Annotated in this window: 20 protein-coding genes; 12 read left to right on the top strand and 8 right to left on the bottom strand. The window is 60.7% G+C overall.

The window, feature by feature from the left end; translation table 11 throughout:
- Positions 1-246: 246 nt before the first annotated feature.
- A complete protein-coding gene (gene yihA / locus ACYYKW_RS04440) occupies positions 247-891 on the bottom strand; it encodes a ribosome biogenesis GTP-binding protein YihA/YsxC (protein WP_056791221.1) in 645 nt (214 codons plus the stop codon).
- Positions 892-1,082: 191 nt separating this feature from the next.
- Here yihA and ACYYKW_RS04435 point away from each other — a divergent pair, with 191 nt between their 5' ends.
- From ACYYKW_RS04435 to ACYYKW_RS04405, 7 genes are all read left to right on the top strand, one after another.
- Positions 1,083-1,388, top strand: coding sequence for a c-type cytochrome (locus ACYYKW_RS04435; protein WP_016772347.1), 306 nt, complete (start codon positions 1,083-1,085; stop codon positions 1,386-1,388).
- A gap of 30 nt (positions 1,389-1,418) precedes the next feature.
- Complete coding sequence (locus ACYYKW_RS04430; protein WP_090287941.1) at positions 1,419-2,030, top strand: c-type cytochrome; 612 nt, start codon at positions 1,419-1,421, stop codon at positions 2,028-2,030.
- 199 nt (positions 2,031-2,229) lie between these two features.
- Positions 2,230-2,871, top strand: a complete 642-nt coding sequence (locus tag ACYYKW_RS04425; protein ID WP_090287938.1) for a thiol:disulfide interchange protein DsbA/DsbL — start codon at positions 2,230-2,232, stop codon at positions 2,869-2,871.
- A gap of 14 nt (positions 2,872-2,885) precedes the next feature.
- The gene (locus tag ACYYKW_RS04420; protein WP_464989507.1) at positions 2,886-3,764 is read left to right on the top strand and encodes an endonuclease/exonuclease/phosphatase family protein; all 879 of its coding nucleotides are present in this window, start codon (positions 2,886-2,888) and stop codon (positions 3,762-3,764) included.
- A complete protein-coding gene (locus tag ACYYKW_RS04415) occupies positions 3,761-5,788 on the top strand; it encodes a GGDEF domain-containing protein (RefSeq protein ID WP_464989506.1) in 2,028 nt (675 codons plus the stop codon). The genes ACYYKW_RS04420 and ACYYKW_RS04415 overlap by 4 nt, the downstream gene beginning before the upstream one ends.
- 101 nt (positions 5,789-5,889) lie before the next feature.
- On the top strand, positions 5,890-6,672 hold the full coding sequence (locus ACYYKW_RS04410; RefSeq protein ID WP_464989505.1) for an N-acetylmuramoyl-L-alanine amidase: 783 nt from the start codon (positions 5,890-5,892) through the stop codon (positions 6,670-6,672).
- A 76-nt stretch (positions 6,673-6,748) separates the two neighbouring features.
- Positions 6,749-8,362, top strand: coding sequence for an EAL domain-containing protein (locus ACYYKW_RS04405; protein WP_464989504.1), 1,614 nt, complete (start codon positions 6,749-6,751; stop codon positions 8,360-8,362).
- A 27-nt stretch (positions 8,363-8,389) separates the two neighbouring features.
- Here the strand turns inward: ACYYKW_RS04405 and ACYYKW_RS04400 are convergent, their stop codons facing one another.
- The gene (locus tag ACYYKW_RS04400) at positions 8,390-10,180 is read right to left on the bottom strand and encodes an ATP-binding protein (RefSeq protein ID WP_093096328.1); all 1,791 of its coding nucleotides are present in this window, start codon (positions 10,178-10,180) and stop codon (positions 8,390-8,392) included.
- A gap of 10 nt (positions 10,181-10,190) precedes the next feature.
- Positions 10,191-11,537: a sigma-54-dependent response regulator transcription factor AlgB gene (algB, locus tag ACYYKW_RS04395; protein WP_093096334.1), complete on the bottom strand. Its 1,347-nt coding sequence runs from the start codon at positions 11,535-11,537 to the stop codon at positions 10,191-10,193.
- A 429-nt stretch (positions 11,538-11,966) separates the two neighbouring features.
- On the opposite strand from algB, the gene ACYYKW_RS04390 reads away from it, so the two are divergent.
- From ACYYKW_RS04390 to ACYYKW_RS04370, 5 genes are all read left to right on the top strand, one after another.
- Complete coding sequence (locus ACYYKW_RS04390) at positions 11,967-12,254, top strand: hypothetical protein (protein WP_464989503.1); 288 nt, start codon at positions 11,967-11,969, stop codon at positions 12,252-12,254.
- Between the two features lie 74 nt (positions 12,255-12,328).
- Positions 12,329-12,493 carry a DUF1328 domain-containing protein gene (locus ACYYKW_RS04385; protein ID WP_003177151.1) on the top strand — a complete coding sequence of 55 codons (165 nt, stop codon included), beginning with the start codon at positions 12,329-12,331 and terminating at the stop codon, positions 12,491-12,493.
- 2 nt (positions 12,494-12,495) lie between these two features.
- Entirely contained in the window at positions 12,496-12,960 is a 465-nt protein-coding gene (locus ACYYKW_RS04380; protein ID WP_090287921.1) for an inhibitor of vertebrate lysozyme family protein, read from the top strand.
- A gap of 706 nt (positions 12,961-13,666) precedes the next feature.
- Positions 13,667-14,998 carry a glutamate/aspartate:proton symporter GltP gene (gene gltP / locus ACYYKW_RS04375; RefSeq protein ID WP_090287919.1) on the top strand — a complete coding sequence of 444 codons (1,332 nt, stop codon included), beginning with the start codon at positions 13,667-13,669 and terminating at the stop codon, positions 14,996-14,998.
- A 202-nt stretch (positions 14,999-15,200) separates the two neighbouring features.
- On the top strand, positions 15,201-16,430 hold the full coding sequence (locus tag ACYYKW_RS04370; RefSeq protein ID WP_464989502.1) for a nucleoside recognition domain-containing protein: 1,230 nt from the start codon (positions 15,201-15,203) through the stop codon (positions 16,428-16,430).
- A gap of 115 nt (positions 16,431-16,545) precedes the next feature.
- On the opposite strand, the gene ACYYKW_RS04365 is transcribed toward ACYYKW_RS04370, so the two are convergent.
- From ACYYKW_RS04365 to ACYYKW_RS04345, 5 genes are read right to left on the bottom strand one after another with little or no spacing between them, the layout of a single operon-like run.
- Complete coding sequence (locus ACYYKW_RS04365) at positions 16,546-17,169, bottom strand: ABC-type transport auxiliary lipoprotein family protein (protein ID WP_464989501.1); 624 nt, start codon at positions 17,167-17,169, stop codon at positions 16,546-16,548.
- On the bottom strand, positions 17,166-18,104 hold the full coding sequence (locus ACYYKW_RS04360; RefSeq protein WP_090287914.1) for an MlaD family protein: 939 nt from the start codon (positions 18,102-18,104) through the stop codon (positions 17,166-17,168). The genes ACYYKW_RS04365 and ACYYKW_RS04360 overlap by 4 nt, the downstream gene beginning before the upstream one ends.
- A 1-nt stretch (position 18,105) precedes the next feature.
- A complete protein-coding gene (locus ACYYKW_RS04355) occupies positions 18,106-18,909 on the bottom strand; it encodes an ABC transporter ATP-binding protein (RefSeq protein ID WP_464989500.1) in 804 nt (267 codons plus the stop codon).
- On the bottom strand, positions 18,906-20,054 hold the full coding sequence (locus ACYYKW_RS04350) for an ABC transporter permease (protein ID WP_464989499.1): 1,149 nt from the start codon (positions 20,052-20,054) through the stop codon (positions 18,906-18,908). The genes ACYYKW_RS04355 and ACYYKW_RS04350 overlap by 4 nt, the downstream gene beginning before the upstream one ends.
- 54 nt (positions 20,055-20,108) lie before the next feature.
- Positions 20,109-21,137, bottom strand: a complete 1,029-nt coding sequence (locus tag ACYYKW_RS04345; RefSeq protein WP_464989498.1) for a DUF5924 family protein — start codon at positions 21,135-21,137, stop codon at positions 20,109-20,111.
- Positions 21,138-21,206: the final 69 nt, after the last annotated feature.

Below are 21,206 nucleotides of genomic sequence, written 5' to 3'. Positions count from 1 at the left end.
TAAGTGTTGGCAGATATCTGAACCCCGCCCTAGCGGTTCGGAACTTGAACCCCGGAATTCGACCTCCCCAATGAATCCCGGGGCTTTTTTTTGCCAAAAAATCGGCTGTAGCGCGGCCATGCTGCGTTAAAAGCATCGCTAAAAATGCTCATTTAGGTCCCCTAAAGTCGAGCGCGACCCCGGCCGTTTTAGCGCTACTTTTGCCTTGCCTGACCACACTACAACCAATTTTTCCCCATTCTGAATTTACTCGGCAGCGGCCTCGGTGTTTTTGTCTGCCAGTTCCATCCAGTCGGCCAGGACGGTGTAGGCCTCTTCCAGGCCCATGCGTTTTGGTGCGGAGAACAGCTGGATGGTGATCGAGTCGCCCCAGCCTTTGCGGATTTCCGACTGTACTTTCAGCAGCGTGTTTTTTGCCGCGCCGTAGGTGAGCTTGTCGGCTTTGGTCAGCAGGATGTGCATCGGCATGCCGGCCGCGACGGCCCAGTCGAGCATCAGCAGGTCGAAATCAGTCATTGGATGGCGGATGTCCATCATCAGAATCAGACCTTTCAAACTCTCCCGGCCACCGAGGTAAGCCTCAAGGTGACGCTGCCAGTGTTGCTTGAGCGGGATCGGTACTTTTGCGTAACCGTAGCCCGGCAGGTCGACCAGACGCCGATCATCGTCTAGCTTGAAGAAATTCAATAGCTGTGTGCGACCCGGCGTTTTCGAGGTCCGCGCCAGGCTGGCGTGCGTCAAAGTGTTCAATGCGCTGGATTTACCGGCATTGGAACGACCGGCAAACGCCACTTCGAAGCCTTCGTCGTCAGGGCATTGATCGACTTTGGCGGCACTGAGCATGAACGTGGACTGTTGGCACAGGCCGAGGATGGGATTCTTGAGTTGCATGGGATTTCCGATGTGGGCGGCGCCGGGATTGGGCGCGGAACGCGGTGTCGCTTCCGTTTCAGTGACGCCAGTATATAATGCCGCAGATTTTGTGTGTGCTTTGTCCCAGCGAAGGATGAAGTTCACGAGAGCGACAAACCTTGATTGCGCACTAGAACGCAGATCGCTCTCAACCCTGAAAAGGTCGTTTTATGACGAAATGGCTGCTGGCTGCCGGAGTCTTGATGCCGCTTTACAGCGCACAGGCTACACAGGATCCGGAAGCAGTGTACAACCGTGTTTGTGGTGCCTGTCATTCCGGCCAACTACCCATGGCGCCCGCAAGAGGCGATCAGGAAGCTTGGACGCCGAGGTTGGCGAAAGGTATGGGGACGCTGGTGCAACACGTGACCCAGGGTTTCAAGGCGATGCCGCCGCGTGGTTTGTGCATGGACTGCAGTGCCGAGGATTACCAGGCCATCATCCTGTGGATGAGCGAGAGTAAACCCGGTCCATAACTTAACCCTTAGCCGTAGTTGGATTAGCTGATGAACAAACTGATCGTGAGTCTGCTGTTGACCGTGGGAATTTCAGGCTTCGCCCATGCTGCTGGCGATGCCGCAGCAGGCCAGGCAAAAGCGGCCGTATGCGGAGCCTGCCATGGCCCGGACGGCAACAGCATGGCACCCAACTTTCCGAAACTGGCCGGGCAAGGCGAACGCTACCTGACCAAGCAACTGAAAGAAATCAAGGACGGCAAGCGGGTCGTGCTGGAAATGACCGGTCTGCTGACCAACCTCAATGATCAGGACCTGGCTGACCTCGCCGCCTACTTCGCCAGCCAGAAAGGCAGCGTCGGCGCCGCCGATCCGAAACTCGTAGCACGCGGTGAAGCGCTGTTCCGTGGCGGCAACCTGGACAAAGGCTTGCCTGCCTGCACCGGCTGCCACTCGCCGAACGGTTCTGGCAACGCTGCCGCCGGCTTCCCGCATCTGGGCGGCCAGCACGCGCAATACATTGCCAAACAGCTGACCGACTTCCGCAAGGAAGAAGGCGGTCGGGCCAATGACGGTGACGCGATGACCATGCGCACCATCGCCCGCAAGCTGAGCGACGAAGACATTGCGGCCGTCTCCAGCTACATTCAGGGCCTGCACTGAGGCGTGGTTTCGGGCGCTGAGCGAGACGGACATCTCCGGCAACGTTAACGCTCGATTAATCCATCGCAGCAAGTATAAAAAGGGTGGCTTTGGCCGCCCTTTTTTGTGGCCGCTGCCGTTACACTACAGCACTCATGCCCGCCGGGACCTGTCTGAAAACAGGTCGAGCGAGGCGACCCAAATTGTTCAGGAGTAAAGCATGCGTAATCTGATCATCAGCGCCGCCCTCGTCGCTGCCAGCCTGTTCGGCGTCACCGCCCAGGCCGCTGAAGCCCCTGCCGCCCCTTATGTCGAACTGGCCAACCCGGTTCCGGTTGCAGTGCCTGGCAAGATCGAAGTGGTCGAGTTGTTCTGGTATGGCTGCCCGCACTGCTACGCGTTCGAGCCGGTGATCAATCCATGGGTTGAAAAACTGCCTTCCGATGTCAACTTCGTGCGCATCCCGGCCATGTTTGGCGGCCCTTGGGACGCTCACGGTCAGATGTTCCTGACTCTCGAAGCCATGGGTGTCGAGCACAAGGTTCACGCGGCGGTATTCAACGCGATCCAGAAAGAACACAAGAAGCTGACCGACAAGAACGACATGGCTGACTTCCTCGCCACTCAAGGCGTGGACAAGGACAAGTTCCTCGCCACCTTCGACTCGTTCGCCATCAAAGGCCAGATCGTCAAGGCCCGTGAGCTGGCCAAGAAGTATGAAATCACTGGCGTGCCAACCATGATCGTCAACGGCAAGTATCGTTTCGACATCGGCTCGGCCGGGGGTGCCGAACAAGCGCTGAAACTGGCTGACGACCTCGTCGCCAAAGAGCGCGCGGCCACCAAGGCGGCTGCCAACTAAGCGCGGCCCTCGCCATGCGCCGCTGGAAGTCTGAACGCAGCGTTGGCCTGCATGATCCGCAGGTCAACGAGCATCACCTGGCGTCCACGGGCTTGCCCGTGGACCAGCGTCTGCGCTTGCTCAGCTTCAACATCCAGGTCGGCATCAGCACCGAGCGCTATCGGCATTATCTGACCCGCAGCTGGCAGCATTTGCTGCCGCACACCGGGCGCTCGGGCAATCTGCAAAAGATCGGTGATCTGCTCGGCGACTTCGATCTGGTCGCCCTGCAGGAAGCCGATGGTGGCAGCCTGCGTTCGGGCTACGTCAATCAGGTCGAACATCTGGCCCAGCTCGGCGCCTTCCCCTATTGGTATCAACAACTCAACCGCAACCTCGGCCGACTGGCGCAGCACAGCAACGGCGTGCTCAGTCGACTCAAGCCGTGGGCGATCGAAGATCACCCGCTGCCCGGGCCAAAAGGTCGCGGGGCAATTCTGCTGCGTTTCGGCGAAGGTCCGGAAGCGCTGGTGGTGGTGATGATGCATCTGGCCCTTGGCGCGCGTACGCGCAGCCTGCAACTGGCCTATATTCGTGAGCTGATCGGTGGCTACAAGCATCAAGTCCTGATGGGCGACATGAACACCCACGCCAGCGATCTGCTGCAACACTCGCCGTTACGCGATCTTGGCCTGCTGGCCCCGCAGGTGGAAGCGACCTTCCCCAGCTGGCGTCCTCAGCGCTGCCTTGATCATATTCTGCTCAGCCCGACCCTGACTCTGGAAAAGGTCGAAGTGCTGGCACAACCGATTTCCGATCACCTGCCGGTCGCGGTAGAGATTCGTCTGCCGGGTTCGCTCACGGCCGATGCATTGCCCGCGTTGAGTCCTGACCTTCGCGGAAGCCCTGAATGAGCGACGACGCCCAGCGCTGGAAAGAGAAATACCTCAAAAGCATCGAACAACAGGACAAGCTCGAACGGCGCTGGGCCGCCCGCCTCGATTTGCTGCGTCGTGGCTTGGTGCGCAGCACCCTGGCGGCGGAAGGCACCGACAAGGCTGTCGATCAGTGCATGAAAGAGATGCGCGACGTGGTGCGCACCGACGACATGGACGCCGGCCTCGCCGCCCTGCTGCCACGCCTGGAAAAAGCCGTGCTCGACTCCGAGCAGCGCCGGGAAACCCGTATCGAACAGGTCAGCACCGCACTGACGTCGCTGGTCACGCAGCTACAGGCCTTGCCGCTGCCGCGTGAAGTCGCGCAGCCTTTGAAGAAATTCGCCAAGCAACTGGACGGCCGCGTCAGCTCGGCGCGGGAAATGCCGTTGTTGCTCAGCGAACTGAGTGGCTTGCAAGGCAAGGCGTTGAGCCAGCTGGAAACCCCGGCAGAACCCGGTCGTCCGGGCTTGCTGCAACGCTTGTTCGGCAATCGCGATAACCCGGAAACGCCGGCGCCAGAAGCAGCCACATCGGCCGCAGAGGTTATGCCGCCCTTCCAGGCCGGGGCAGCAGCACAGTCCGAACCCGAGCTGGTGCCACCAGTACCGACCGCGCCGATGACAGTCGCACCCGCTGCCACGATCAGTGCGGCGCCTGACGAAACGCACCTGGCGGCAGCGCAGACCCCAATAGAACCGCAGCAAGTGGTGGCTTTCGTGCCGCCCACCGAGCCGCCAGCAAAGCCCTTCGAACCCGTGCCCGTGTTCGCCACGGCTGCCGTTCAGCCGCCCGGCGCAGACAACCCCGACGAACTGATTCATCCCGGCGACTCGGTGCCGCTGATGCTCGACAGCCTGCCTTTGCCCGAGCCGATCGCCCAGGCCTTGGCTGCGATCGACCCGGAGCAGTCCGAGCAGGACATCCTGTTCGCCCTGCCGGATTCCCCGGAGCCGTCCTACAGCTCTGTCGCCCGGCACATCGAAGACACCCTGATCGGCCTGCTCGATGACCTGACCCTCCCGGAACGTCATCGTCCGCAAGCCGAAGCGATGCGCGATCGGCTCAAACACGGTCTGAACTGGTACGAACTGATCCCGATCCTCGACGATCTCGCGACACTGATGCTGGCAATCACCGACAGCGGCCAGCACGAGTTCGAAGCGTATCTGCAGCAACTCAATGAACGCCTCGAAGCATTTCAGAGCAACCTGCAAGCCGCCAGCGACGGCCACGCCGACAACAGCTCGGCAGCGCGGGCGATGGACACGCAGATCCGCGAGCAGGTCGACGGTTTGCAGACCAGCGTGCAGGAAGCGGCGGACCTGGACGACCTCAAGCAAGTGCTGGAGAACCATTTAGAAGGCCTGCTCGGCACCATGGACCAGCACCGCCAGCAGCGCGACGCCCGCGAACAGGAAGTGGCGGCGCGGCTCAAAGGCTTGTCCGAACGGGTGGCGCACATGGAGCAGGAGGCCTTGGGCTTTCGCGAACATCTTGAAGAACAACGGCAGAAAGCCCTGATCGACCCGCTCACCGGCCTGCCCAATCGCGCGGCCTGGAGCGAACGCCTCGAACACGAAATCAAGCAATGGCAGCAGCACGGCAACACCCTGAGCCTGGCGATGCTCGACCTTGACCACTTCAAGCGAATCAACGACAGCTATGGCCACCTGGCCGGTGACAAAGTGTTGAAGATCATAGCCACGGTGTTGCGCAAACGCCTGCGCGGTTCTGACTTCATCGCGCGTTTTGGCGGTGAGGAATTCGTTCTGCTACTGCCCGCCACACCGCCAGCAGTCGGCGCAAAATTGCTGGAAGCATTGCGAGCGGCGGTCGAAGCCTGCCCGTTTCACTTCAAAGGCGAGCGTGTGACGATCACCATTTCCATGGGCCTCGCGTCATTCAGAGCCGGCGAACATAGCGATGTGGTGCTGAAACGAGCCGATCAGGCGTTGTATCGGGCAAAAAATGCAGGTCGCAACCGGGTCGAGCTGGGTTGAGCAAATTATTCCATTTTGTTTAATTCCGCTCGCTGACCGTCGATACGCAAGGCATTACGTTACACTGTTGCATTATCGTCTCCCGTGTACTCCTTTCTGCCATGAAATTTTTCGCCCTTATTGCTTCGTTGCTCGTCTTGGCCGGTTGCGCGAGCGGCCCGCGCTACGACACCAGCCACCCTTCGGCCAACTTCGATAGCCGCATCCAGTTCGTTGTCGTGCACTACACCTCGGCCTCGCTGGAACGTTCCCTGCAGCTGCTGACCCACGGTGAAGTCAGCAGCCATTACCTGATCGGCGACGACAAGGGCGGCACCGTCTACAAGCTGGTGGATGAAAACCAGCGCGCCTGGCACGCCGGGGAAAGCCAGTGGCAGGGACGTACGTGGCTCAACTCCAGTTCGCTCGGCATCGAAATCGTCAACCCCGGTTTCAAGGACACCCCGACCGGGCGCCTCTGGTACCCGTACAGCGAAGCACAGATTCAATCGCTGATCGCCCTGCTCAAGGACATCAGCAAGCGCAACGGTATCAGCCCGCAGCACATCATCGGTCACAGCGATATCGCGCCGCTGCGCAAACTCGATCCGGGTCCATTGTTTCCATGGAAGCGTCTCGCCGCCGAAGGCCTTGGCCGGTGGCCGAACGAACAAGCGGTGGCGCGTCAGCAAGCAATATTCAGCCGCGGCGAGCTGCCGAATATCAGCTGGTTCCAGGCGCAGCTGGCGCGCGTGGGCTACGACACGCCGCAGACCGGCGAACTGGACATCGCCACCCGGCATGTCCTCGCGGCGTTTCAAATGCACTATCGCCCTGCTCGCTTCGACGGCACGCCGGACGCGCAAACGGCGGCGCTGCTGCTGGTCCTCAATCAGACAAAATAATGACGCCCGCCCGACGGTCAGCGCAAATTCACAATCAGCAGCTATAACTCATTGGTAATTCTTCGGATATCCCCTGATGGCTGCTACCCGAGAGACGCTGCGTAGCTGGTTTTATCGCCCGGTGTTTTTGGCGATGATTGCGGCTGTCCTCAGTGCCAGCCTGCTGGTTGCCGGCGGAATGTTCGTGGCGATGCGTCAAGTCGAGCAGAATGAAAGCCAGGAAATGAACGCCCAGGGTGAGCGTTTTCTGGTGCGTCTGGAACAACTGTTCGGCCAGTTGCGCGAAAGCCTCGACGATCTTGAAGCTCAGCCATTGCGCAGCTGCGACGATGAAATGATCGCCACCCTGCAACAAGTCACCTTCAACTATCGCTTCGTGTATGAAGCGGCCTACATGGACGCCTCGCGCACTTGCTCCAACCGCCCGCGTCAGGAAGGCCTGTCGAGTGCTCGCGCACCGGACATCACAGGCCCGACTTACAGCTATTGGCTGAACACCACCACAGAACCTGATGAAAACCGCGCGGCGCTGATGCTCGGGCGCGGCAACTTCCGCGTGGCCACCTCGCGCGGGCACCTCACCGACATGGTCGACCTGTCGCCCGGCAGCAGCCTGCTGGTCGTACTCGACCACGGCACTCGGGCCATCCCGGTGCTGGGCCAGGCGCAGATATGGCCGCCTACCGAACCGTGGCCGCCGAAAGCCAGCGCTGCCTTGCAAGTCACACATACCCGCCTGATTTACCGTATGCCCACCGACAGCCCGGAATATCAGCTGGTGTTGATCGCGCCACGCACCGGCATGCACATTCCGGTCGTATGGTGGTGGGTGATTCCGCTGTGCGTGGTGCTCGGCGCCTTCGTTGGCTTCTGCGTGTTCTTGCTGGTGCGCCAGCGCCAGTCGCTCGACGCCGAGCTGCACGGCGCGATTCGGCGCGGTGAGTTGCAGGTGCTCTATCAGCCGATTTTCGATCTCGACAGTCGCAACTGTGTCGGCGCCGAAGCCCTGCTGCGCTGGCGGCGACCGGACGGCACGCTGACCAGCCCTGACCTGTTTATCCCGATGGCAGAAAATACCGGACAGATTCGCCAGATGACCGACTTCGTCCTGCAACGCTTGCTGGAGCAACTGGGTCACTTATTGCGGGCCAATCCGCAGCTTTATATCTCGGTCAACCTCGCCGCCTGCGACGTGATGGTGCCGCGCGTCGGCCAGGTCATGGCGCGTCTGCTGACCTTGCACCGGGTCGCGGCGCGGCAGATTGCCTTCGAAGTGACCGAGCGCGGCCTGATCGATGTGGTGGTGGCACGGGAAAATCTGCAAGCCTTGCGCGATGTCGGCCATCAGGTACTGATAGACGATTTCGGCACCGGCTATTGCAGCCTCGCCTACCTGCAAACGCTGCCAGTCGATTGTCTGAAAATCGACAAGGCGTTCATCGACGCCCTGGGTCATGACGCGGCAAGCAGCGGCGTCGCGCCGCATATTATTCATATGGCCCAGGCACTGGATCTGAAGGTGATTGCCGAAGGCATCGAGCTGGAATCGCAAGCGCAATTGCTCAGCAGTGAAGGGGTGAAGTTCGGCCAGGGCTGGCTGTTCGCTCATGCGCTGAGTGCGGTGCAATTCATCGAACTGATCACCCGTGGTCGCCGCCTCGTCGGGCGGCGCATGGACGATGAAGCCTGAAAACGCCCAGGCGGTATCGAACAGTGCCTAAACGGCCAAGGCCATATAAAACTGCGTGCCCTGCCCCGGCCGCGAATACACGCCCATTCGGCCGCCGTGCAACTGGACGATTTCCTTGCACAGCGCCAACCCGAGCCCGGCGCCGCCCTTCTTGCGGCCGACCTGCACGAACGGTTCGAAGATTCGCCCTTGCTGCCCGTAGGCGATACCTTCGCCATTGTCTTCGACGCTGATGATCACTCGCTCGCCATGCCGACGCGCCTGCAAGCGAATTTGCCCGTCGCGGGCGGTGTGACGCAAGGCATTGTCGATCAGGTTGTCGAGGACCCGATCCAGTTGCGCCTGATCGGCCTGCAAGCGTGGCAACGGTCCCTGCACTTCGACCTTCAAGGCAATGCCCTTGGCCTCTGCCGCCTCGGCGAAACGCAGTTGCGCCTGTTCCAACAGGTCCTCGATGGAACACGGTGCGAGCGTGAGTTTCTGCAAGCCGTTCTGGTAGCGCGAAAAGTTGAGCAGGTCGTTGATCAACTGCATCAGGCGCTGCATTTCTTCGTTGACCGTGTCGAGCAAGTCCGCTTCGCGCGACTCTTCGGGGAATTTTGCCCGCTCGCGGAACAGGCCGAACGCCATGTGCATGCCGGTGACCGGCGTGCGCAGCTCGTGGGAGGCGCGCAGGACGAACTCGCTGCGCACCCGTTCGAACGCACGCTGCTCGGTGACATCGTGCAGCACCATCACCGCACCAAGGATGTGCCCTTGGGTATGGCTGACCGGCGTCAGGCTGTAGGTCAGTAACCGCGATTCGCCGTCGACTTCGATGCTCAGATCGTCTGGGGCGCGCTCAAGCGTGCCGCCGCGCAACACCAGTTGCAGCTGCGCATCCAGCTCAGGCCGGCCGAGGGCGGTGCCCAGGCCCTGACCGAGACGGTCGTCTTCCCAACCCAGTTGCCGCTGGGCGACCGGATTGAGGTGCTCCAGTTGCCCTTGGCGATCAATCATCAACAAGCCGTCATCAATGCTGTCGAGGACCGCCTGCAAGCGTTGCTGCCCGGCCAGCAGCTCATCGACGTTGGTCGCCTGGTGCTCGCGCAAGGCCTCGGCCATCTGGCCGAAACGTTTGGTCAGCTGATTCAGTTCCAGCGATGAGGACACCGGCAGAGTCACGTCGTATTTGCCTTTGCCGATTTCGTCCGCCGCTTGCGCCAGCGCTTCGATCGGCGCGCCAAAACGCCGGGCCACGCCGTGGGCCGTGACAAATCCGATAATCAGTACGGCGAGCCCCACCAGCCCGAGCAGGCCAGCGATCAACAGGGCGCGATCGCGTGCGTCGTTTTGTACGCCGTTGATTTTATCCAGTGCGTGTTTGTGTTCGGTGATCAGCCCGTTGCGCAGAATGTTGAAGCGCTCGCGGAAATCGGCGCTGGAGCTTGCGGCGTTGCTCGGGTCACGCGACAGATCGAAGGCTTGCAGGAAACTCAGGTAGTCGGCCTTGGCCTGGCTGAAGCCGTACTGGCGCTCTTCATCGTGCTGCTCCTTGGCGATGCCTTCGTCAAGCAACTGGAAGTAATGCTGTTTGGAGGCCTCGAACGCGACGGGGTCAGGCTTTTCCGCGAGCATGATGATCAATTGATCGCCCAAGGTCTGACGTAACTTGAGCCCCAGTTCAAGGGTGACGAAGTTGCTGCGCACCAACGCTTCCTGGGTTCCGGCCATCTGCATCACGCTGACCAGCCCGAGCAGCAACCCGAGCAAGGCCACGGTGATCAGTGCGGAGATGCTCAGGAACAAACGGGTCCGCAACTTCATCGCCAGTTTCATCGTCGGGCGCTCACAGGTTGTACTGCTTGCGCTTGCGATACAGGGTCGAAGCGTCGATACCCAGGGTCTTGGCGGCTTGGTCGAGGGTGCCGGCGGTGGCGAGGACGGCGCCGATATGAGCTTTTTCCAGTTCGTCGAGGCTCAGCGCGGCGCCGACCCGTGGCGCGTTGTTGGCCGGTTGCTCGGCCATGCCGAGGTGGCTGATTTCCACACGTTCCTGCGGGCAAATGATACTGGCCCGCTCAACCACGTTGCGCAGCTCACGGATGTTGCCGGGCCAACGGTAGCCGAGCAGCGCCTCGCGGGCCTCGTCACTGAAACCACGCGCCGGGCGCGCATATTCTTTGACGAAACGCGCCAGGAAGCGGTCGGCCAGAGTCAGGATGTCCTCGGCGCGCTCACGCAGTGGCGGCAGATGCAGCGTGATGACGTTGAGGCGATAGAGCAGGTCTTCACGGAAGCGCCCGTCGCGCACCATGTCTTCGAGGTTAAGGTTGGTCGCCGCCAGAATCCGCACGTCGGCGCGGCGGGTGACCGGGTCGCCTACCCGTTCGTATTCCTTGTCCTGAATGAAACGCAGCAATTTCGGCTGCAACGTCAGGGGAAAATCGCCGATCTCGTCGAGAAACAGCGTACCGCCGTCAGCCTGATTGACTCGGCCCAAGGTGCTTTCGCTGGCGCCGGTAAAGGCGCCGCGGCTGTGGCCGAACAGTTCGCTCTCCATCAACTCGGCGGTCAGCGACGGGCAGTTGATGGTTACGCAGGATTTTTTCTCGCGTTTGCTCCAGCCGTGAATCGCGCGGGCCAGTTCGCCCTTACCCGTGCCGGACTCGCCGAGAATCAGAATGTTGGCGTCAGTGCTCGCAACCTGGCGGGCCGTCTCGAGTACGACCTTCATGGCCGGGCTGTGGGAGTCGAGGCCGTCCTTCGGTTTGCGGATTTCGCCTTCCAGCGCTTCAAGGCGTGCCGACAGTCGGCGCACTTCCAGTTGCTTGGCGGTGGCCAGACGCAACTGGTCGGGGCTGCACGGTTTCACCAGATAGTCCGCCGCGCCGGCCTGAATGGCATCCACCGCGGTATCGACAGCCGAGTGCGCGGTGACGATGACCACGCGCATCCAGGGCGCCTGGATACGCATTTGCGCCAGTACATCCAGACCGTTGTCTTCACCCAGACGCAAATCAAGGAAGCACAGATCGAACACCTGACGTTGCAGCAATGCCTCGGCCTGAGCCGCGCTGTTGGCGGTGGCCACCGTATAACCTTCGTCTTCGAGGCAATAACGGAAGGTACGCAGGATGGCGGATTCGTCGTCCACCAGCAGAATGCGGCCTTGATGCTCAGTGGCTGATTCCATTTTTCCTACGCTCCATAGTGATTGGTCTTGGGTTAGTCCCGGAAAAATCGGGCAAGTTGCATGGTTTATTCTGAACGATGCAAGCCATAGGAGGGTAGCCCTCTCCAGCCGATACGGCCAATACGTTGATTTTGTTGATTTTTTAATCCGCCACGGTTTTGCAGGGCTTGTCCTGCGTACATCTCTGACATCTGCTGCGTGCTCTTCATTCCGTAAGACCGAAATCTCCTACGAAATAATCGTGCAATCCGCACGACGCTGGATAACCCCATCGTGCAGGATGCGTCGCTGAGGCTTTTCCATATATCTATAACTTATTGATTTTAAAGGTGTTTTTAATCAATCCAAAACTGGCATGCAGGCTGCAATAACTGTTTCAGCCCGGGCAGATCAGCACTGCCCCAACCGAACAAGAGTGAGGAACCCAGGATGACTCGCCAACGTGCCGCCCACATGCGTCTCTCGCCACTGCATCTCCAGCAAGGTCTGTTCGCTGTGCTGGCGCTGCTGATCACCCTGATCGCCTGCCAGCAATACCTGCGCTGGGAAAACAGCCAGCAGCCGGAAGCGCCATTGGTGTCGATGCAGCATGCGACGCAGAGCCATTTCAGCGCCGTCAGCAGCACTCAGGACGAGCGCGCCACGATGCGCATGATGGAAGTCGATCAGGCACAACCGCTCGATCAACTGCCTCGCGAAGAACGTTGGGTTTTCTGACTCGCTAAAACCGATTCGGGCGCGCCGCGCCGGAACACGTAACACCCCTAAATAGAAAAGTAAGGAGAATCACCATGTTGAGCTGGGCAATTACATTCTTGATCATTGCCATCATCGCCGCCGTACTGGGCTTCGGTGGTATCGCGGGCACCGCCACGGGTATCGCCAAGATTCTCTTTGTCGTGTTCCTGGTGATGTTCATCGCTTCCTTCTTCTTTGGCCGTCGCGGCCGAGGTTAACAATGACAGTCTTGAAGACGCTGGCCGCCGCCCTGCTTCTGGGCGGCAGTGCCATGGCGATGGCGGCCAATGACGGCCAGACCCGGGTCAACGAACTGCTCGCTGCCGATGAGCAGTATCGTGAGACCTGGGAAAGCGTGATCAAAAAGGAAGAGCGCGTACCGGAATGGGTCATCAACCTCTCCGGCACTTCGGAGCAACAGATGCATGCCGTCACTGAAGACGGCGACAAGTATCTGGTGGGCCCGCTCTGCGAAAATCAGGACAAGTGCCTGAACCATCGCTTGATCGTCGCCTTCAGCTTCGACAAGGACGACGCCTACGCCATGCTGGTCGATGTACCGGAAGGTCTGCCGCAGGACAAGTCGCCGACGCGACACGCCACTTACCGCTTCTTCGGCAAGCCTGACCAGGGTATGCAGGATCTGCTGATGGAAACCCTGAAGAAAGATCCGAAGTGGTACTGATTCGAACATGAAGGCAGCAGCCCTGCTGCTTTCCATTGCGCCCACCCGAGGAGGGTCGGTGCATGACCAGGGGGCCGGGACGTTCTGACTGTTGCAGGGTCGGAGTGACCTACGGGTACAGGGAGTGCCTGCGCGAGGGCCGGGTCAGGGCAGGTAAAAGCTGCGTCGCAGGTTCGTCGGCCAATCATGGCTCGGCGGACTTGCGCTGAGCTTCCCCATCCGCAAAAAGCTTGATCAGCGCGCCCTTCACAGCCTTTTGATCGTCGACACTGCGCGTGTAAATATTACGCGGTGTTTCCTGACGACCGTATATCGACAAAGAAACCGTTTAAACAGTGTGACTTCTAGTCTCCTCACGTAGGCTTTTTCGCAAAATTTCTGCCGATATTTTTCCCCCGCGAATCGACCGATCTACGCTGGAATGGCCGGTTCACGGCACTTATGCCGGCTGAAATGTCACAATCGAACCGGTTGGGACGCGAGTTTCAATTGAAAAAGCTCATGCCGATTCGGCATAGGGTAGGCGTTTACGGCATTAGACGGCGCAACCTTGCATCGGAATAGTTGCGCCTTTTTTCGCCTGCCGAAGAGCCGTAAACACGCGATTCGGGGCACCTTATACGGAGGCAGATGCACAGACTTTTCCGCTGATCAGCGTTCCAGTTCCTGCATGTGCCTGAGTCAAACGCAAGTAAGGGTAAAGATAATGAAGAAGGCAAAAATCAGCCTCGCCTGGCAGATCCTCATCGGTCTGGTTCTGGGGATTGCACTGGGTGCGTTGCTCAACCACTTCAGCGCCGAGAAGGCCTGGTGGATCAGCAACGTCCTGCAACCGGCAGGCGATATCTTTATCCGTCTGATCAAGATGATCGTGATCCCGATCGTCATTTCGTCGCTGATCGTCGGCATCGCCGGCGTCGGCGACGCCAAAAAGCTTGGGCGTATCGGTCTCAAAACCATCATCTATTTCGAAATTGTCACCACCATCGCCATCGTTGTCGGCCTGGTGTTGGCCAACGTGTTCCATCCGGGCACCGGCATCGACATGAGCACCCTGGGCACGGTGGATATCTCCAAGTACCAGGCGACCGCCGCCGAAGTGCAGCATGAACATGCGTTCATCGAGACCATTCTCAACCTGATCCCGTCGAACATCTTCGCGGCCATGGCCCGCGGTGAAATGCTGCCGATCATCTTCTTCTCCGTACTGTTCGGTCTCGGCCTGTCGAGCCTGCAGTCGGACCTGCGCGAGCCGCTGGTGAAGATGTTCCAGGGCGTCTCGGAAAGCATGTTCAAGGTCACCCACATGATCATGAACTATGCGCCGATCGGCGTGTTCGCACTGATCGCGGTGACCGTTGCCAACTTCGGCTTCGCGTCCCTGGTGCCGCTGGCCAAACTGGTGATTCTGGTTTACGTCGCCATCGCCTTCTTCGCCTTCGTGGTGCTGGGCCTGATCGCCAAACTGTTTGGCTTCTCGGTGCTCAAGCTGATGCGCATCTTCAAGGATGAGCTGGTGCTGGCCTACTCCACCGCTTCCTCGGAAACCGTGCTGCCACGGGTGATCGAGAAGATGGAAGCCTACGGTGCACCGAAAGCCATCTGCAGCTTCGTGGTGCCGACCGGTTACTCGTTCAACCTCGACGGCTCGACCCTGTATCAGTCGATCGCGGCAATTTTCATCGCCCAGCTGTACGGCATCGACCTGTCGATCAGCCAGCAACTACTGCTGGTGCTGACCCTGATGGTCACCTCCAAAGGCATCGCCGGCGTACCGGGCGTGTCCTTCGTGGTGTTGTTGGCAACGTTGGGCAGCGTAGGTATTCCGCTGGAAGGTCTGGCGTTCATCGCCGGTGTCGACCGTGTCATGGACATGGCCCGTACCGCACTGAACGTGATTGGTAACGCCCTGGCGGTATTGGTGATCTCGCGTTGGGAAGGCATGTACGACGATGCCAAAGGCGAGCGCTACTGGAACTCCCTGCCGCACTGGCGCAGCAAGGAAAAGCTGCCGGCTGGCGAAATCTCGAAAAATTAATGCCAGACCCTGTGGGAGCTGGCTTGCCAGCGATGAGGGTGGCACATTCAACCTATTCGCTGAATGACACACTGCCATCGCGGGCAAGCCCGCTCCCACAATGATTGATGTAAGCCATACCAATAAACCCCGGAGCAATCCGGGGTTTGTCGTTTCTGGCCACCCCGCTATCATTCGCGGCATTCTTCGGGGGATTTGACTGATGCTTAATGGCCTGTGGCTTGGCTTCTTCATCGTGGCAGCCGTGTCGGCGCTGGCGCAGTGGCTGATCGGCGGCAACGCCGGGATCTTCGCAGCGATGGTGGAAAGCATCTTCGCCATGGCCAAGCTTTCGGTCGAAGTCATGGTGCTGCTGTTCGGCACCCTCACCCTCTGGCTGGGTTTTCTGCGCATCGCCGAGAAGGCCGGGATTGTCGAATGGCTGGCCAAAGTGCTCGGGCCGCTTTTTCTGCGGCTGATGCCGGAAGTCCCACGCGGCCACCCTGCCCTCGGCCTGATCACCCTGAACTTCGCCGCCAATGGTCTGGGCCTCGACAACGCCGCGACGCCCATCGGTCTGAAGGCCATGAAGGCGCTGCAGGAGCTCAATCCCAGCGCTACCATCGCCAGCAACGCACAGATCCTGTTTTTGGTGCTCAACGCCTCCTCCCTGACCCTGCTGCCGGTGACGATCTTCATGTACCGCGCCCAGCAAGGCGCGCCCGACCCGACCCTGGTGTTCCTGCCGATCCTGCTGGCGACCAGTTGCTCGACTATTGTCGGTTTCCTCTCGGTGGCGTTCATGCAGCGTCTGCGCATCTGGGACCCGGTGGTGCTGGCCTACCTGATCCCCGGCGCGCTCGCCCTCGGCGGCTTCATGGCCTTGCTTGGGACAATGTCGGCCACCGCGCTGGCGGGATTGTCGTCGATCCTCGGCAATCTCACGCTGTTTGGCCTGATCCTGCTGTTTCTGGTAATTGGTGCACTGCGCAAGGTCAAGGTCTACGAAGCGTTTGTCGAAGGCGCGAAGGAAGGCTTCGACGTGGCGAAGAATTTGCTGCCATATCTGGTGGCGATGCTTTGCGCGGTGGGCGTGTTGCGTGCATCGGGCGCGCTGGATTTCGGTCTCGACGGCATCCGTCATCTGGTCGAGTGGGCCGGTTGGGACACGCGCTTCGTCGATGCGTTGCCGACAGCGATGGTCAAACCGTTCTCCGGCAGCGCCGCACGGGCGATGCTCATTGAAACCATGCAGACGTCAGGCGTTGACAGCTTCCCGGCGCTGGTGGCGGCGACGGTGCAGGGCAGTACCGAAACGACGTTTTATGTGCTGGCGGTGTATTTCGGCGCGGTGGGGATTCAGCGCGCGCGGCATGCGGTGGGGTGTGCGTTGCTGGCGGAATTTGCCGGGGTGGTTGGCGCTATCGCTGTCTGCTACTGGTTCTTCGGCTGATAGAAAACCCTGTGGGAGCTGGCTTGCCAGCGATGAGGGCAGCACATCCAGAATCTCTGGTGACTGACACACCGCCATCGCGGGCAAGCCCGCTCCCACAGGGATTGTGTTGGGATTAAGGTCTTTGGTGGGCCAATTTTTGGCCTTGCTCCACGGCCCAGGCGACGACTTTGGCAGTAAGCCGATCATTGGCCTGACCGAACCCGGCCACCACTGCGGGTACCTGCACAGCGCTCAACGGCTGACGCTCTTCAAAGCGCCGACTGGCGAGAATCCGCTGGTCATAACCGCGCACCAGCAACGCATCGACGCGCACCACGACGCTGGCCTGGGCGCCCTGATACTCGGTCTGAAAGGCCTGCAAACTGCCGCCCAGTTCCAGATCCGCCTGAAAATTACTGTCATCGGTACTGAGCAACGTCACCCGGCCGTCACGCTGAAAACCGTCGAGCAGGCGGTTGCGCAGCAGCACTGGGGCTGGATCGCTCCAGCGCGAGCCCTTGTAGCTGCTGATCACGTCACCCTGTGGGATCACCGCGATGCTCGGCCGATTCAACGCTTCGCTGGCCTGCAACTTGTTCAACCGCAACGACCACGGCTGAGTCAGCGCATTGGCCGAGGCGGGGGCCGGTGCGGCGGGCAGGCGATAGACGTCCGAGGGTTCTGACTGCGGCAGAATCGAGCATGCGCCGAGCAGGGTCAGACCTGCGAAGAGGAGGGCGATTCGGGTCAGTTTCATGGGGTGAATTCCTTGTTCTTGTCGCTGCCCAGCAGGTAGCCGCTGGGGTTGGCCTCGAGGCGTTGGGAAATGGCGCGCAACGAGGTCAGGGTCTCGCGCAGTTCGCGGATCGCCGGCGCCAGGCCATTGAGACCCTGCATGCCGTTATCCAGCGAGTTCTGGTTTTTGCTGAGCAGGCCATTGATCGTCACGCTGCTTTGCTCCAGGGACTTCATCGCCTGCTCGGCGCTGCCCAGGGCCTGCTTGCCCTGATCGTTGAGCAAGCCGTTGGCGTTGCGCATCAGCAGCGAGGTCTGTTCGAGCATGCTGCCGGCCTGTTTGCCGACGCTCGCCAGTTGCTGCATGGCCTGCTTGATGTCGCCACGCTGGTCGTTGATGGTGCCGGTGGTCTGTTCGAGATGGGCGAGGGTCTTGCTCACACGCTCGACGTTCTCGGCGGAGAACATGTGATTGGCGTTTTGCAGCAACGCGCTGATGCCGGTCATCAAATCGCTGCTGTCATTGAGCAGGCGCGAGATAGGCGAGGGCGAAGCGATGAGGGTCGGCAACTGACCGTCATGCCCACGCAGTTTCGGGCTCTCGGGCGTGCCGCCGCTGAGCTGGATGATCGAGGTGCCGGTGATCCCGGTCAGCGCCAGTTTGGCCTGGGTGTCTTCCTTCACCGGCGTGTCGCCCGCCAGACGAATGCGCGCCAGCACCCGGCGCGGGTCTTGCGGGTCGAGGCGCAGGCTGACCACGTCGCCGACCTTGATCCCGCTGTACTGCACCGAGCTGCCCTTGGACAGACCACTGACCGCCTCGTTGAACACCACTTCGTAATCCTTGAACTCGGTGTCGACACTGGACTTGGCCAGGAACAGACCGAAGAGCAGGGCGCCTGCCACCACGATCACCGTGAACAGGCCGATCAACACATGATGGGCTCGGGTTTCCATGTCAGACCTCGTTGAGCAGTTTGGCGGCGTCCAGCGCCGAGCGGCCACGTGGGCCGTGAAAGTATTCGTGAATCCACGCGTCGTCGGTTTCCGAGACTTCGTCGATCGGTCCGGCAACCAGCACTTTCTTTTGCGCCAGCACCGCCACGCGGTCGGTGATGGTGTAGAGCGTGTCGAGGTCGTGGGTCACCAGAAACACGCTGAGGCCGAGCGCATCGCGCAGGGTCAGGATCAACTGATCGAAAGCCGCCGCGCCAATCGGGTCGAGGCCGGCGGTGGGTTCGTCGAGAAACAGAATGTCCGGATCCAGTGCCAAAGCGCGGGCCAGCGCCGCGCGTTTGATCATGCCGCCGGACAGCGACGCCGGATATTTGTCTGCCGCCGACAACGGCAGCCCGGCCAGCGCCAGCTTCACCGCTGCAAGATGCTCGGCGTCGTGGCGGCTGAGGCCGGCGTGTTCGATGAGGGGCAGGGCGACATTTTCGGTGACGGTCAGCGAGGAAAACAGCGCGCCTTTCTGAAACAGCACGCCAAAGCGCCTTTCGATCAACGAACGTTCATGTTCGGCCAGATTCGGCAGGTTCTGCCCGAACACTTTGACCACACCTTCGCTGGGCCGGTTGAGCCCGACAATGCTGCGCAGCAGCACCGATTTGCCGGTGCCGGAACCGCCGACCACGGCGAGGATTTCGCCTTTGTACACATCCAGATCGAGGTTCTCGTGCACGCTCTGGCTGCCAAAGCGGTTGCACAGGCCACGTACTTCAATCACCGCCTCCGAAGGCGCGCGCGGTTGACGACTCACCAGCCCATCTCCATGAAAAACAGCGCAGCCACCGCGTCGAGCACGATCACCACGAAAATCGACTGAACCACACTGGAAGTGGTGTGCGCACCGACCGATTCGGCGCTGCCGCTGACCTTGAAGCCTTCCAGACAACCGATCGCAGCGATCAGGAAAGCGAAGATCGGCGCTTTCACCATGCCGACCAGAAAATGCTGCACTCCTATGTCCGATTGCAGCAGCGAAAGGAACATTGCCGGCGAGATATCCAGCGACACCGCGCAAACCACGCCACCACCAATGATCCCCGAGAGCATCGCCAGAAAGGTCAGCATCGGCAGCGCCACCAGCATCGCCAGCACCCGCGGCACCACCAGCAGCTCCATCGGGTCGAGGCCGAGGGTGCGGATCGCGTCGATTTCTTCATTGGCTTTCATCGAGCCGATTTGCGCAGTGAACGCACTGGCGGTGCGCCCGGCCATGAGAATGGCCGTCAACAGCACTGCGAATTCGCGCAGGAACGAGAAGCCGACCAGGTCCACAGTGAAAATCGTCGCGCCAAAACCGGCCAGCACCGTAGCGCCGAGAAACGCCACCACGGCGCCCACCAGAAACGTCAGCAAGGCCACGATCGGCGCGGCGTCGAGGCCGGTCTGTTCGATGTGCGCGATCATCGGCGTGATGCGCCAGCGCTTGGGGCGCAGCAGCCCGCGCGCCAGCGTTTCGAGGATCAGGCCGACGAAGCCGAGCAGTTGCAGGGTGTCTTGCCACACGGTGTCGACGGCGCGGCCGATGCGCGTGAGCAGTTGCACGCTGACGCTGACTTCCGGTTCCTTGAGCGGCACGCAGAAATCGCTCAGCGAGCAATACACCGTCTGCAGCAAGGCACGATCAGCCGCAGCCAGGGTGCAATCCGGGTGTTCTGCGGATTTGCCGAGGCGTTCGGCGCCGAGCAACTCCACCAGCAGCGAGGCGCCCGCGGTGTCGAGCGCGCCAAGGTCGTTGAGATCGATCGGGGTATTGGCGTCGTACTGGCCGTGGAGCTTTTCGCTCAGGTGCTTGAGCGCCGTGTAATGGGCGAGCGTCCAGTCGCCGCTGACCCGCAGGCGGGCAGGGCTGAGCGAGGTGTCCAGGCGGGCGCTGCCGGGCGTTGGGCTGCTGGTCATAAGCTCCGTGCTTGTACGGCTGTTACGAGAGCCTACGTAATAGCACGAACCGGATTACTTTTCTTTGGCCGGTGTGCTGTCGGTGATGGCGAAACGCAGCACACCGATCAGTTGACCGTCTTCGGTCAGCACCCGCACCTGCCACTTGCCTGCCGGGTTGCCGGGGAAGTTTTGCTTGTGCGTCCACGCCCGGTAACCTTCCTTGCGCCCGCCGTGGATATCGAGAGCGATGCGGTCGACCTCTTTGCCGTTGAACTGCCAGACGTGGTAGATCCGCTCATCGAGGCCGCGCGGCGCGTTGATCGCGGTGTAGGCGTAGAGCCCGTCGTTGCGGATCTGCTCGGCGCTGACCGTGTCGAGGCTGGCCCCCGGGGTGCGATCCTGCAAGGTGGTGCTGATCGCCACATCGGTCATCCACAGCGTCGCAGGCGGCACCCACGAGCGCAGCACCCAGCCGACGCCGCCAATGCCGACGGTGATGCACAAGATCGCCAGGGCATTGCGCAGCGTGCGGATCGGGAAGATCGACGCCAGGCTCGGAAACGACAACAACACGGAAATGCCCAGCGCCCATTTGAAACTCTGCGCGGTGGTCAGGTGCATGATCACCGGTAACGCGGTGAGCAGGGCGGCGAACAGGGTCAGGGTGTGCAACGCCAGAAACGCCCAGCGCCGTGGCGCCAGCCATTTGTAATACAGCGGGTCGACGATGGAGATCAGGGCGGCGACGCTGAGCAGGCCGGTGAAAAACAACTGGCCGCTGTTCCAGGTGGTGGTGATGAAGAAAAACGGCAGGACGAAAAACAGGCTTTCCTGATGGATCATCTGCGTCGCGTAGCGCAGCAGCGGCTGGGGAATCTCGCGTTTGAAGATCCGCGTGAACAGCCCGGTGAGGGTGTTTTCCAGCATCAGCCAGATCCAGCTCAACAGCATGATCACCGTGATCCAGCTCGCCAGCCCCTGCTGGCGATCGACCAGCATGAAACTGCCGACCCCGGAGATGAAACCACCCAGCGCAATGACCCCGGGGTAGCGCTTCATCAGTTCGAGGAGGCGCTGGATCAGGAGGGGAATTTTCGACATGGGGACGGTTCACGACAGAGTGGGGAAATACTCCGACAGAGTAGCGTCCGTCGGGCGATGTGGCGAGTT

The organism is Pseudomonas sp. 15C, assembly GCF_055484735.1.
The sequence above is the reverse complement of the archived record's forward strand: the minus strand, read 5'-3'. Positions and strand labels throughout refer to the sequence as shown.